Genomic DNA, 13337 nt, shown 5'->3' with positions numbered 1-13337 from the left:
CGGTTTTTGCTTATTAAACTGCACCGACAGCTGTCAAGTGCGGTCGATTTTAAGCAAATTAAGAAAGGTATTTAGCTTTTAATTCTTTTGCAAATGCCACTTTTTCTGGGCTTAATTCTTTTGTCATTGGTTCACGACAGTAGCCAGACTCAACGCCATCTAGTTTTAATAACTCTTTAATCGTTAAGTATAAACCGTTAGATAAGATGCCTTCGATTAAATCGTTAGTCACATGTTGAATTTCAAGCGCTTCTTTTAATTTGCCCGCTTGGGTTAATTCAAAGATTTGACGTGCACGTACACCATTCACGTTGAAAGTACTACCGATAGCGCCATCCACACCTAAGGCAGCAGCTGGTAACATCATTTCATCGAAACCCGCCCAGATTAAATGATTTGGATAAGCTTTTTTCAAGCGCTCTAACAGATAGAAATCACCTGCGGTGAATTTCACACCCAATACTTTCGGGTTTTTATACAATTCACCAAATTGTTCTACACCGATGTTCACGCCAGTTAAGAATGGGATAGAGTAAACAATCATGTAGTTGCCAGTCGCTTCAATAATACTGTCGTAGTAATGTTTGATTTCAGGGAAGCTGAATTTGTAGTAGAACGGTGTGACAGCAGATAAGCTATCGTAGCCTAATTCTGTTGCATATTTACCTAATTCAATTGCTTCTTGTAAGTTTACGCTACCTACTTGGGCAATTAAGGCAATTTGATCTTTAGCTTCATCTTTTGCAATACGGAAGATTTCTTTTTTCTCTTCGGTAGAAAGCATGAAGTTTTCACCTGTACTTCCTCCTACGTAAAGTCCGTCTACTTTCATTTTATCAATGTTGTAGCGAACGATTTCACGTAAGCCTTTTTCGTTGATTGAACCATCAGCGTTGAAAGAAACTAACAGCGCACTGAAGATACCTTTTAAGTTTTTCATTGGATACTCCTATAAATGTGTTATTTAACACGTTGTTCTAAAATAACGTTAACTGTTTTCTGCTTCGTTTTAGTTGCTTTATCTTCAGTCGCTTGGACGATTAAAGTGTAAATCAAATCTAAGACAAAAAGCTGAGCAATTTTTGTTCCCATTGAATCACCTTGTAATTGCCCTTGACGGTTGCCATTGATTAAAACATGGTCCGCTGCATGCGTAATAGGTGAACGTAGGTTATGTGTGATAGCGATTGTTGTCGCACCATTTTTTTTCGCGATATTCAAGGCTTGGATCACTTCTTTCGAGTAGCCAGAGTGACTGATCCCGACAACCACATCCCCTTCTTGCATTAATGCGGCTTGCATATACATGAAATGGTTGTTGGACGTCGAGTCAACTTGTAAGCCGATACGCATGAATTTATTTTTAGCATCTTCAGCCGTAATCCCCGAAGAACCGACACCAAATAGGAAAATCCGTTTGGCTTTCATCATGATATTGACAACATTTTCTAATTCATGGAAATCCAGTAAATTCACGGTTTCGGAAATCACGTTTGTTACTGCACTTTGTAATTTTGCCGCAATGCTTTTCGGATCATCTGAAGAAGAAATATCCGTATCAAGTAAAGAATGATATTGCTTTTCTCGGGTGGCTAATTCAATAGCAAGCTCTAATTTGAAGTCAGTGAACCCTCTAAAACCCAAGGTACGACAGAAGCGAATAAACGTCGCCTCACCTACATCAAGATGCTTCGCAATATCAGAAAGCGACGACTGACTGAGCAAATCGGGTGAGGCAAGGATGGTGGCAGCAATTCTTTTTTCTGTTTTGGTTAAGCTATCGTGTAGCGCACCAATGGTATCTAAAATTTTTCCACTGACTAACATAGCGTGCTCCTTCAAAGTGCGGTCTGAATTACAGTAATTCGACAGGTACTTTCACCACGAGTTTTTTCAGACTAACAACATGGTGATTGACATTACAGCCTGGTTTATGTGGTTCATATGGCAAGAACACCGCAAACATATTTGGTTTCAGTGTTAATGTACTTTTATACTCAATGTCTGGGGTTAATTGATAGTCATCTTTTTCGTCGTACTCAGTATAGTTAGCGAGTGTTGGATAAACGACGCTGTATTCGATATTTTCTTGACCAGAAATCAGGACTTGCACATCAATATATTGACGATGTAGTTCAGCTTGTTTACTTTCTGGCGCAGCAGTATCGAATGCCATGACATTCATATAAATTTGGTCAGTAAGGTCGTGACGACCTGTTTCTAGTGCGGCTAAGTCTAGCGTTTTTAAATGTTCACAAACATCAACAATTACCTTAGGCAAACCTAATTTAAAGTCATCTCGAGTTAAATCACCAATAAACATATTGTTCTCCTATTTCAAATGGATACCTTGTTGTAAACAATCAGCTACCCACCAAGCTGCACCAATTAATCCCGCATCTTGACCATAGCGTGCATGTTCTACAGAACAATGATAGAAATGTGGCATTTCATGTAAGTATTGTTTAACTAATGGTAAATAGCCATCAGCTAAACCCACACTGCCACCTACAACAACTTTTTGTACATCTAAACTAATCACTAAATCTGCAATGAGGTGTGAAATGGCTTTCGCAGAGCGTTGAATCAGTGCGGTAGCTTTTTTATCATTTTTTCTAAATAATTCAAAAGCTTGTTTTGGCGTGCAAGGAGGGTTCCATTGACTTGATACTGCTTCAATTGCACGACCTGCTGCAACTGCTTCGACACAACCTACTCGACCACAGCCACATACTGGACCATTTGGATCCGCTAATGTGTGACCAATATGACCCGCCACACCATTGGGTTCAGTGAGTAGGCGACGTTCTAAAATAATGCCTCCACCGACACCCGTTGATACGGTAATAAAGACAAAGTTTTGTATAGTGTTTTTGTCTTCATCTTTATATTCCGCACAAGCTGCGGCTTGTACATCGTTGAGTAAACCAATCGGTTTATCAGTATGACGTGCAATGCTTTCTTTTAGTGGAAATTCCGCTAATCCACCTAAATTTTTAGGATTCAGTGCGGTTAAAATACCATGGTTAATAATGCCCGTTGATGCCACGGCGACATAATCGAATTGTCCTGCGTAATGTTGTAAAATTTCGGCTAGCGTATCATGCATTGCTGTTGCCGCATCTGCTTGAGGCGTAGAGATTTGTTGACGTTGTGTAATTTCACCCGCCACGACGATCGCGGAAGCAATTTTTGTACCGCCAATATCTAGTGCTAAACAACGCATAGTTTCTCCTTTTATTCCATCTGCTTATTTGGCTGATTTCACCGCATCAGCGAACCAACTTACAATATGTTCTAAACGGGTCAATGCGGAACCAACAGTAACAGAATAGGCACCAATTTCGATCGCCACTTTAGCGAGTTCAGGGGTATTGTAACGACCTTCAGCCATGACACGACAGCCTGCGGCATTGAGATCTTTGACTAATTGATAATCTGGCTCAGCAGGGGTTTCTCCTCCTGTGTAACCTGACATCGTGCTGCCAATGATTTCCACGCCTAAATTTTGGCAATACATCCCTTCTTCGAAATTCGAGCAGTCTGCCATCGCTAAACAACCTAATTCTTTGATACGTTTTACAATAGCATCACGAGTCGTTGGACGTACGCGATCCGTACCATCAAATGCAATAATATCTGCGCCTGCGGCTGCTAAATCGTCGATATCTTGTAAAAATGGGCTGATACGCACAGGACTTTCATCAAGATCGCGTTTTACAATCCCAATAATTGGCACATTGACAACTTTACGTACCGCTTTTAAATTTTCAATACCTTCAATTCGTAAGCCTGCTGCACCGCCGATCACTGAAGCTTGTGCCATAGCGGCAACGATTTCAGGCGAGTCCATTGGACCATTATCGACAGGTTGGCAAGAGGCAATGAGACCATATTTGATTTGTTCTAAAACTTGTTGATGTGATAATTTTGACATGTTAACTCCAGTCTAATTTTGTCAAAAGAAGATTGACTCCAATTTGTATAGATTAATCTTAGAATTAAAAAATAACAACTAAAATAATAAAAATTTGAGATCTCCGTCGCATATTTACGAGCATTAGTTTTGTGGGGTTATCATTACCTTAACGTTGTACTTTTCAATGCTGTTTTATAAATGTTTTTCTAATAATGCTTTCAACACTTGATACCCTTCAGCATTAAAGTGCAATCCATCTGTACATAAGGCTAAATCTAGCTCACCTGCGGGGTTACAAAAGCTCTGCATTGTGTCAATATAGGTCACATCGGCTGGGCAATGCGTTTTTAAATGACCGTTTAATTCATTTATTTGTGCATTGTTGACAGTCGAAATGTGGTTTACTGGCGTAGCGCCTAATAAGTAGTAATGTGAGTTTGGTGACTGTGCACGAAGATGTTGAAGGATTTGATTTAGCCACACCATCACTTGAGCAGGTGAGTAATCGGGTTCTTTACAGATATCATTCACACCTAAGAACAGGAAAACGGATTCCCCTATGTGTTGGATACGTTGCGGTTTGATGATGACATCAAGATATTGTCTTGTACTCACTCCAGAAAGCCCTAAGTTTGCGACAGTTTTGCCTGATAAAGTTGGGGTACCTGCAGGTAATTCATCCCACATGTCAAAAAGCGAGTGCCCAATTAATGTGATATTGGCTTTTTTACTAAATTCTTTCACTTTGGTTTGATAGCGATAAAAAATATCTTGATCACTTAACATCGGCGCCTCACTTTTCTGACATAAAACGTCATGCATTATATAAAAGGCAGGTTTTTGGTAAACATTTTATGGGGTTTGATGGCGGGAAATATTCAATTTTGTGACGCACCTATCATTTATGAAATAAAACTTCATTTTCTCTATAAAAAATAGTTTTTTCACTTTAGAATGAAAATGTGTGAAATTTATTTCATCATCATTTTAACGTAATCCCAACGTAACCAATAGAGGAGAACTCATAATGAAATTTAAAAAACTACTACTTGCATCTTTATGTTTAGGCGTTTCCGCTTCTGTATTTGCGGCCGATTACGACCTTAAATTCGGTATGGTTGCGGGTCCAAGCTCAAACGAATATAAAGCAGTAGAATTTTTTGCTAAAGAAGTGAAAGAAAAATCTAATGGCAAAATTGAAGTGGCGATTTTCCCTAGTGCGCAATTAGGTGATGACCGTGTGATGATCAAACAATTAAAAGACGGTGCATTAGATTTCACATTAGGTGAGTCAGCGCGTTTCCAAATTTACTTCCCAGAAGCTGAAGTATTTGCGTTACCTTACATGATTCCAAATTTTGAAACATCGAAAAAAGCGTTATTAGATACAAAATTCGGTCAAGGCTTACTGAAAAAAATTGATAAAGAATTAAACTTAGAAGTGTTATCTGTTGCTTATAATGGTACTCGTCAAACAACATCTAACCGTGCAATTAACAGCATTGCCGACATGAAAGGATTGAAATTACGTGTACCTAACGCGGCAACAAACTTAGCGTATGCAAAATATGTGGGTGCAGCACCAACACCAATGGCGTTCTCTGAAGTGTATTTAGCATTACAAACTAACTCTGTTGATGGTCAAGAAAACCCATTACCAACAATCCAAGCGCAAAAATTCTATGAAGTACAAAAATACTTAGCGTTAACTAACCACATCTTAAATGACCAACTTTATCTTGTAAGTAATGAAACAATGGATGATTTACCTGCTGACTTACAAAAAGTGGTTAAAGATGCTGCAGCTAAAGCCGCAGAATACCACACTAAATTGTTCGTTGATGGTGAAAACAGCCTCGTTGAGTTCTTTAAAGGTCAAGGTGTGACAGTGACTATGCCTGACTTAAAACCATTCAAAGCTGCATTGACTCCATACTATGATGAGTATCTCAAGAAAAATGGTGAAGTGGGTAAATTAGCAGTAGAAGAAATTTCTAATTTAACTAAATAAATAGTAATAACCTTATCCCTGTGATGTTTTAAGGGATAAGGTTAATTTTTATTGGGTTGTTGAGGTATCTATGAAAATAATAAATAAATTAGAAGAATGGATTGGTGGTGTGATGTTTATTGGGATCTTTTTGATTCTTTTAGCACAAATTGTCGCCCGTCAAATTTTTCATTCCCCATTTATTTGGAGTGAAGAGCTAGCAAGATTGCTATTCATTTATGTGGGTCTACTCGGTATTAGTATGGGTATCCGTAGCCAACAGCATGTGTATATTGATTTTTTAACTAACTTTATGCCTGAGAAAGTGAGAAAGTTATCGAATTCTTTCGTGCAACTTCTCATTTTTATTTCTATTGTTATTTTTATTCATTTAGGCTTTAAAGTTTGGTTAGATTCCAGTTTTAAAATGGAAGCACTCACTGCTTTCGTATCTGATCTAGTCGGGAGTGAAACAAGCATTTCTGAGAAATGGATGTATGCCGCGTTGCCATTTATTTCTTGTTTAATGTTATTCCGTTTTCTCCAAGCACAAGTTGAAAACTATAAAAATAAATTAAGCCATATTCCTCCGCTTGTTTTTATTATCAGTGCGGTCATTATTTTTGCGATTTTATTTATTGAGCCAGATTGGTATAAAGCGTTACGTATTTCAAATTATGTCAAATTTGGTAGCGATGCAGTATACATCACGTTGATTATTTGGCTTGTCATTATGTTCTTAGGGACACCTGTCGGCTGGTCATTATTTATTGCAACGTTGCTTTATTTCTCAATGACACGCTGGAACATTGTTAACTCGGCGTCATCAAAATTAACGGATAGTCTCAATAGCTTCCCATTATTAAGTGTACCTTTCTTTATTTTAACTGGTATCTTGATGAATACTGGGGGAATTACTGAACGTATCTTTAATTTCGCACGTGCATTACTTGGTCATTATCGTGGTGGTATGGGGCATGTAAATATTGGTGCGAGTTTAATTTTCTCTGGTATGTCAGGTTCAGCGTTAGCGGACGCAGGTGGTTTAGGTCAGTTAGAAATTAAAGCGATGCGTGATGCGGGCTATGATGATGATATTTGTGGGGGGATTACTGCTGCATCTTGTATCATCGGTCCACTTGTTCCACCAAGTATTGCGATGATCATTTATGGGGTTATTGCTAACCAGTCTATTGCAAAATTGTTTATCGCAGGTTTCGTGCCAGGTGTGTTAGTCACGATTGCCTTGATGATTATGAACTACTATGTGGCGAAAAAACGTGGTTATCCAAGAACACCAAAAGCAACATTAGAACAACGTTGCCAAGCCTTCAAGAAGGCAATTTGGGCAGTATTGACACCAGTGCTTATTATCGGTGGTATTTTCTCTGGTCTCTTTACACCAACAGAAGCTGCTGTGATTGCCGCATTCTACTCAATCATCATCGGTATGTTTGTGTATAAAGAGCTTAACTTCAAAATGTTATTCAAAAGTTGTATTGAAGCGATGGCGATTACTGGGGTAACAGCACTCATGGTGATGACAGTTACTTTCTTTGGCGACATGATTGCACGTGAACAAGTTGCAATGAAAATTGCTGAGGTCTTTGTCGCAGTCGCCGATTCGCCTACAACTGTCCTTGTGATGATTAACTTATTATTGTTATTCCTCGGTATGTTCATTGATGCGTTGGCATTACAATTCCTTGTGTTACCAATGTTAATTCCAATCGCAGTACATTTTGGTATTGACCTGATCTTCTTTGGTGTGATGACTACATTAAACATGATGATTGGTATTTTAACACCGCCAATGGGAATGGCATTATTCGTTGTGGCACGTGTTGGTAATATGCCAGTGAGTACAGTGGTAAAAGGTGTACTACCATTCCTAGTACCGATTTTTGTGACACTCGTATTGATTACGATTTTCCCACAAATTATCACCTTTATACCAAATCTTTTAATGCCGTAGTGGCGGAAAGATATGGAGAATTTGAGCCAGCCATCTTGGCTGGCTTTAACTGAAACTAAAAACTTGCCATTCAATGTTGTATCTGAATCGGTATTCATTCTTACTAACCTAACTAATTGAGGTAATAAAATGAAATTTACAAAAACAGCTTTATTTGCAGCTTTAGCCGCAACCGCTTTCGCCGCTCAAGCAGGACAATACCCAGATCTACCTGAAGGAATCAAAGCGGGTGCCGGTGCATTAGTAGGTGATACGGTTTATGTGGGTTTAGGTGGAACAGGAACAACTAAATTCTATGCATTAAATCTTAAAGATCCAAAAGAATGGAAAGAAATCGCAGAATTCCCAGGTGGTAAACGTAACCAACCTGTTGCGGCAGGAGTAAATGGTAAACTTTATGTCTTTGGTGGTTTCCAAGATACTGATGTGGCGAAAAACCAAATCATCAATGATGCTTATGAATACAATCCAGCAGACAATACTTGGATGAAATTGCCAACGCGTTCGCCACGTTCTACCTCTGTTGGTGCGAGTGTCGCAGCAAATGGCGGTAAAATCTATTTTGTGGGTGGGGTAAACCATGAAATTTGGAACGGCTTATTCCAAGACGTGAAAGCAGCGGGTGGCGATAAAGAAAAAGAAAAAGCGATCTTTGATCCATACTTCAATTTACGTGCACAAGATTTCTTCTTCTCACCAGAAATTTTAAGTTATGAGCCAGCCAATAATGTATGGCGTAATGAAGGTTACTTCCCATACGCTGGTCGTGCAGGCGCAGCTGTTGCAATTAAAGATGGTAAATTATTAGTTGTCAATGGTGAAGTGAAAGCGGGATTACGTTCGCCAGGCACTGCGGTGGGGACTATTGGTAAAGATGGTGTGACATGGAAAAAACTTGGCGATTTACCTGCACCAAAAGGTTATGACAAACAAGATGGTATCGCAGGCGGTATGGGTGGCTACACAAATGGTCACTACATTGTGACAGGTGGTGCAAACTTCCCTGGCGCATTAGCGAACTATGAAAAAGGCATTATGGATGCACACCGTACTGGCGGTTTGAAAAAAACTTATCATAAAGCAGTTTATGCTTTAGATGGTAAAACAGGTAAGTGGAAAGTGGTCGGTGAGCTTCCAGCTAATATTGGTTATGGTTTAGCTGTTTCTTACAATAACAAAGTGTTATTAATCGGTGGGGAAACAGATGGTGGTAAACCATTAACTGCTGTTCAAACTATGAGCTTTGATGGTAAGAAATTAACAGTTGAATAAAGCGTACTTGAACAGAGTGATGATTAAGGCGAACGAAAGTTCGCCTTTTTTGTCGTTAATGTGACCGCACTTGATGGCATAACATGGTGTTAGAAACGAGTGGTTAAATCAGTCAGCCATTCTGGGCTTAATTGCACTAACCAAATTTCAATTTGTTTATCGAAACCCGTTAAAACGAATAAGCCAACAATTAATAAGCTCCAGCCCATGACCTTACGCCCTTTTTGTCCTGCATCAGCTAATTTCTCACGTTTTTCGCGGAAGAATTGACGAGATAATAATCCAATCGCAATTAATGGAATGACAGCGCCTAAGCTGAAAATCACCATCACTAATGCAACGCTGGCTAATGCTTCACCTTGGCTTGCAAGCGCGATGGCGGCACCTAACGTTGGTCCGATGCAAGGTGCCCAAACGATACCAAGCAATAAGCCCACGAAGAATTGCCCAGTGGCTGATTCTGGATTAAATCCACTTAACCAAGCTTCGCCTTTGCCTGAAATCACGGATGTATAGCGACTGAAAATCTCTTGTAAGCGTGAGCTAAGTAACCAAAACGCCACAAATAACATCAAAATTGCCGCCGCATAACGTAAATATTCGCTATTTAAGCCTAGCGCTAGACCAATTGAGGCAATGACGGTTCCGACCAACGTGAAGGAAATTGCCATTCCAAAAGCTAGCGTAAATAAACCAACTTTACGTTTTGCCATCGCAGAAGAAGCGACGATCGGTAAGATAGGCAAGACGCAAGGGGAAAGGGTCGTGAGCAGCCCTGCCAATAAACTTAACCCTAATATTGTGATACTAATCTCCATATTATTTCCTGTTTATTGCTTATGGTAATGTGATGAAACGACGTAAACCTTCTTCGCTTGTTTCCGCGATGCTACGGCGTACTTCTTTACCTTCGTTAAAGAGAATTAACGTACTTTGACGTGTCACTTTGAAGTTTTTTAATGCGTCTTTTTGCTCGTCATAATCGACTTTAAATACGGTGTAATCTTTGAATTGTGCTTCGTTTAAGATTGGCTCAAGCACTTTTACTTGGCGTTTGCAAGTCGGGCACCAGTCAGCGTAAACGTCCACTAACACAGGTTTGTGGGTTTGTACTGCAGCATCGAAAGCGGCTTGTTCAAACGGTTTAAAATCAACCGCAAAAACGTGAGCGGATACAAATAACGTCGCTAATAATGTAAAAACTTTTTTCATAAGATTCTCCTTAAATAATGTGAAAATAAATCGGTGTAATTTATTGATTTAGACGAAAGATTGTACAAAGCATTACAAAATTTTTTAAAAAAGCACCGCACTTCATAAAAAAAGCCCAACGCATCGGCATTGGGCTTCAGGACTTAATAGGATTTATTGATTAGCGACGACTTTTCCATCCACATAATCAATCGTCACTAATTGATTCGGTAATAATTTACCAGACAGAATTTGTTGCGCTAATGGGTTCTCAATTTCTTGTTGAATTGCACGTTTCAACGGTCTTGCACCGTAAACTGGGTCATAACCCACTTCACCGATAAAGTCTAAACATGCATCTGTAAAGCGTAATTGATAACCGTGGCTTTCCATACGTTTGATTAAGCGTTGTAACTGGATTGTCGCAATCGCACGAATGTTTTCTTTACCTAATGGATGGAACACAACAGTTTCATCAATACGGTTGATAAATTCTGGGCGGAAATGTTGTCCCACCACAGACATTACCAAGGCTTTCATACTGTCGTAATCGGCATCTTTGTTTTCTTGGATTAAATGTGACCCCAAGTTAGACGTCATAATGACCACAGTATTGCGGAAGTCCACTGTACGGCCTTGACCATCGGTTAAGCGCCCGTCATCTAACACTTGTAATAAAATGTTGAATACATCATGGTGCGCTTTTTCTACTTCATCAAGCAAGATAACAGAATATGGACGACGACGTACGGCTTCGGTTAAGTAACCACCTTCTTCATAGCCAACGTAACCTGGAGGTGCACCGACTAAGCGAGACACGCTGTGTTTTTCCATAAACTCTGACATATCAATACGCACCATGGCATTTTCATCGTCAAACAAGAAGTTTGCCAACGTTTTACACAACTCGGTTTTACCCACACCAGTCGGGCCTAAGAATAAGAAGGAACCAATTGGGCGGTTTGGATCGGATAAGCCCGCACGACTACGACGAATCGCATTCGCCACCGCTTCAATTGCTTCGTGCTGACCAATCACACGTTTGTGCAATTCGTCTTCCATACGCAAGAGTTTTTCTTTCTCACCTTCCATCATTTTCGCCACAGGAATCCCTGTTGCACGAGAAAGTACTTCTGCGATTTCTTCATCGGTAACACGATGGCGGAGTAACGTCATTTCTTTGCCTTCTGCGGATTCAGCTTGGGATAATTGTTTTTCTAACGCAGGAATGACACCATATTGTAATTCTGACATTTTCGCGAAATCACTCGCACGACGTGCTTGTTCCATTTGGGTTTTCGCATTGTCTAATTCCGCTTTAATATGTTGCGTACCAGAAAGTGCGGCTTTTTCTGCTTTCCAAACCTCTTCTAGTTCGGCATATTCACGCTCTTTTTCGCTCAACTCTTGTTCAAGCATCTCTAAACGTTTACGGCTTGCTTCGTCATCTTCTTTTTGTAACGCTTGTTGTTCCAATTTTAATTGGATAATACGGCGCTCTAAACGATCCAACGGTTGCGGTTTTGAGTCAATTTCCATACGAATGCTTGATGCCGCTTCGTCGATCAAGTCAATGGCTTTGTCTGGCAATTGACGATCGGAAACATAACGGTGCGAAAGTGTTGCGGCTGCCACAATTGCTGGGTCAGTAATTTGTACGTGGTGGTGAATCTCATAACGCTCTTTCAAACCACGTAAAATCGCAATGGTATCTTCCACTGTTGGCTCACCAACGAACACTTTTTGGAAACGGCGTTCAAGTGCGGCATCTTTTTCAATATATTGGCGATATTCATCTAAAGTTGTCGCACCTACACAATGCAATTCCCCACGGGCTAAACTTGGTTTGAGCAAGTTACCTGCATCCATTGCGCCATCGGTTTTACCCGCACCAACCATTGTGTGAATTTCGTCGATGAATAAAATCACACGACCTTCTTCTTTCGCAAGTTCATTTAAAACGGCTTTTAAACGCTCTTCAAATTCACCACGATATTTCGCACCCGCAATTAATGCACCCATATCTAAAGAAAGTACACGTTTGTTTTTCAAGCCCTCAGGTACTTCACCGTTGACAATACGTTGTGCTAAACCTTCGACAATCGCGGTTTTACCAACACCTGGTTCACCAATTAACACTGGGTTATTTTTGGTACGACGTTGCAACACTTGAATCGCACGACGAATTTCTTCATCACGCCCAATCACTGGGTCAAGTTTGCCGCTTTCTGCGCGAGCAGTTAAATCAATCGTATATTTATCCAGTGCTTGACGACTTTCTTCTGCGTTTTGGTCATTCACATTTTGTCCACCGCGTACTTTATCGATCGCGTGTTGTAAACTTTCTTTTTTTACACCGCTCTTTTTCAAAATCTCACCGAGGGTTTTATCTTCAAAGGCGGCTAACAAAAATAGTTCAGACGAAATAAATTTATCTTGGCGTTGTTGAGCCAGTTTATCGCAGAGATTCAAAATATTGATCAGGCTACGAGAGACTTGTACATCGCCGCCATTACCTGAAACTTGAGGCAAACGGTTTAGTTCGGTTTGTAACTCGTTACGTAATACGGCGAGATTTGCACCACTTGTCGTTAAAATCGGGGCAATTGAGCCGTCTTGTTGATTTAATAATGCACTTAATAAATGGACAGGTTCGATAAATTGGTTGTCTTTGCCGATCGCTAAAGATTGTGCTTCAGCAATCGCTTGTTGGAATTTTGTCGTAAATTTTTCGATATTCATCTTCACATTCCTCTTTTATTCAATTAAGTAAAAGGGCAATATCCCTTTTGTTCACAAGGATTAAATAAGCGCATTTTTCATTTTTTCAAGCTCGGTTTAGGACTATTTTTAATTTAAAACGATTAAAGTTTAATTTTTCAATAGGTTATAACGAATAAAGTCCGATGGAGTTTTGTCACATTTTGCGAAGACAATCACAGGATGATGATTTACTGATTTTCCCTGCCTGTTATAATGCCAACAATTCA

12 protein-coding genes are annotated in these 13337 nt (G+C 39.8%); 3 read left to right on the top strand and 9 right to left on the bottom strand.

What is annotated here, in order from left to right; genetic code table 11:
• Positions 1-58 precede the first annotated feature (58 nt).
• The 6 genes from nanA to ACWIT3_RS02135 all read right to left on the bottom strand — a co-directional run bounded on the left by nanA (position 59) and on the right by ACWIT3_RS02135 (position 4705).
• Positions 59-940: an N-acetylneuraminate lyase gene (gene nanA, locus ACWIT3_RS02160; protein ID WP_457161177.1), complete on the bottom strand. Its 882-nt coding sequence runs from the start codon at positions 938-940 to the stop codon at positions 59-61.
• A 20-nt stretch (positions 941-960) separates the two neighbouring features.
• On the bottom strand, positions 961-1827 hold the full coding sequence (locus ACWIT3_RS02155) for a MurR/RpiR family transcriptional regulator (protein ID WP_457161176.1): 867 nt from the start codon (positions 1825-1827) through the stop codon (positions 961-963).
• 28 nt (positions 1828-1855) lie between these two features.
• Positions 1856-2323 carry an N-acetylneuraminate anomerase gene (gene nanQ, locus ACWIT3_RS02150; RefSeq protein ID WP_457161175.1) on the bottom strand — a complete coding sequence of 156 codons (468 nt, stop codon included), beginning with the start codon at positions 2321-2323 and terminating at the stop codon, positions 1856-1858.
• Positions 2324-2332: 9 nt separating this feature from the next.
• A complete protein-coding gene (locus ACWIT3_RS02145) occupies positions 2333-3226 on the bottom strand; it encodes an N-acetylmannosamine kinase (RefSeq protein ID WP_457161174.1) in 894 nt (297 codons plus the stop codon).
• Between the two features lie 24 nt (positions 3227-3250).
• Positions 3251-3937 (bottom strand): N-acetylmannosamine-6-phosphate 2-epimerase, encoded by a 687-nt coding sequence (locus ACWIT3_RS02140; protein ID WP_457161173.1) that lies wholly within the window; start codon positions 3935-3937, stop codon positions 3251-3253.
• A 174-nt stretch (positions 3938-4111) separates the two neighbouring features.
• Complete coding sequence (locus tag ACWIT3_RS02135; protein WP_457161172.1) at positions 4112-4705, bottom strand: SGNH/GDSL hydrolase family protein; 594 nt, start codon at positions 4703-4705, stop codon at positions 4112-4114.
• 241 nt (positions 4706-4946) lie between these two features.
• Between ACWIT3_RS02135 and ACWIT3_RS02130 the strand changes: the two genes are divergently transcribed.
• The 3 genes from ACWIT3_RS02130 (at position 4947) to ACWIT3_RS02120 (ending at position 9156) form a co-directional block, all read left to right on the top strand.
• A complete protein-coding gene (locus tag ACWIT3_RS02130; protein WP_457161171.1) occupies positions 4947-5930 on the top strand; it encodes a sialic acid TRAP transporter substrate-binding protein SiaP in 984 nt (327 codons plus the stop codon).
• Between the two features lie 70 nt (positions 5931-6000).
• Complete coding sequence (locus ACWIT3_RS02125; protein ID WP_457161170.1) at positions 6001-7884, top strand: TRAP transporter large permease; 1884 nt, start codon at positions 6001-6003, stop codon at positions 7882-7884.
• Between the two features lie 129 nt (positions 7885-8013).
• Complete coding sequence (locus tag ACWIT3_RS02120; RefSeq protein ID WP_457161169.1) at positions 8014-9156, top strand: N-acetylneuraminate epimerase; 1143 nt, start codon at positions 8014-8016, stop codon at positions 9154-9156.
• 89 nt (positions 9157-9245) lie between these two features.
• Here the strand turns inward: ACWIT3_RS02120 and ACWIT3_RS02115 are convergent, their stop codons facing one another.
• The 3 genes from ACWIT3_RS02115 to clpB form a co-directional block, all read right to left on the bottom strand.
• The gene (locus ACWIT3_RS02115; protein WP_457161168.1) at positions 9246-9974 is read right to left on the bottom strand and encodes a cytochrome c biogenesis CcdA family protein; all 729 of its coding nucleotides are present in this window, start codon (positions 9972-9974) and stop codon (positions 9246-9248) included.
• Between the two features lie 19 nt (positions 9975-9993).
• On the bottom strand, positions 9994-10368 hold the full coding sequence (locus ACWIT3_RS02110) for a thioredoxin family protein (RefSeq protein WP_457161167.1): 375 nt from the start codon (positions 10366-10368) through the stop codon (positions 9994-9996).
• Positions 10369-10521: 153 nt separating this feature from the next.
• Positions 10522-13089 (bottom strand): ATP-dependent chaperone ClpB, encoded by a 2568-nt coding sequence (gene clpB, locus ACWIT3_RS02105; protein ID WP_457161166.1) that lies wholly within the window; start codon positions 13087-13089, stop codon positions 10522-10524.
• Positions 13090-13337 lie beyond the last annotated feature (248 nt).

The organism is Pasteurella sp. P03HT, from assembly GCF_054052285.1.
This window is presented reverse-complemented; position numbering and strand designations above follow the sequence as displayed.

What these genes read in the sequence shown, in the direction of transcription:
- nanA (WP_457161177.1), bottom strand. Translation starts at nt 940, where the DNA reads ATGAAAAACTTAAAAGGTATCTTCAGTGCGCTGTTAGTTTCTTTCAAC.
- ACWIT3_RS02155 (WP_457161176.1), bottom strand. Translation starts at nt 1,827, where the DNA reads ATGTTAGTCAGTGGAAAAATTTTAGATACCATTGGTGCGCTACACGAT.
- nanQ (WP_457161175.1), bottom strand. Translation starts at nt 2,323, where the DNA reads ATGTTTATTGGTGATTTAACTCGAGATGACTTTAAATTAGGTTTGCCT.
- ACWIT3_RS02145 (WP_457161174.1), bottom strand. Translation starts at nt 3,226, where the DNA reads ATGCGTTGTTTAGCACTAGATATTGGCGGTACAAAAATTGCTTCCGCG.
- ACWIT3_RS02140 (WP_457161173.1), bottom strand. Translation starts at nt 3,937, where the DNA reads ATGTCAAAATTATCACATCAACAAGTTTTAGAACAAATCAAATATGGT.
- ACWIT3_RS02135 (WP_457161172.1), bottom strand. Translation starts at nt 4,705, where the DNA reads ATGTTAAGTGATCAAGATATTTTTTATCGCTATCAAACCAAAGTGAAA.
- ACWIT3_RS02130 (WP_457161171.1), top strand. Translation starts at nt 4,947, where the DNA reads ATGAAATTTAAAAAACTACTACTTGCATCTTTATGTTTAGGCGTTTCC.
- ACWIT3_RS02125 (WP_457161170.1), top strand. Translation starts at nt 6,001, where the DNA reads ATGAAAATAATAAATAAATTAGAAGAATGGATTGGTGGTGTGATGTTT.
- ACWIT3_RS02120 (WP_457161169.1), top strand. Translation starts at nt 8,014, where the DNA reads ATGAAATTTACAAAAACAGCTTTATTTGCAGCTTTAGCCGCAACCGCT.
- ACWIT3_RS02115 (WP_457161168.1), bottom strand. Translation starts at nt 9,974, where the DNA reads ATGGAGATTAGTATCACAATATTAGGGTTAAGTTTATTGGCAGGGCTG.
- ACWIT3_RS02110 (WP_457161167.1), bottom strand. Translation starts at nt 10,368, where the DNA reads ATGAAAAAAGTTTTTACATTATTAGCGACGTTATTTGTATCCGCTCAC.
- clpB (WP_457161166.1), bottom strand. Translation starts at nt 13,089, where the DNA reads ATGAATATCGAAAAATTTACGACAAAATTCCAACAAGCGATTGCTGAA.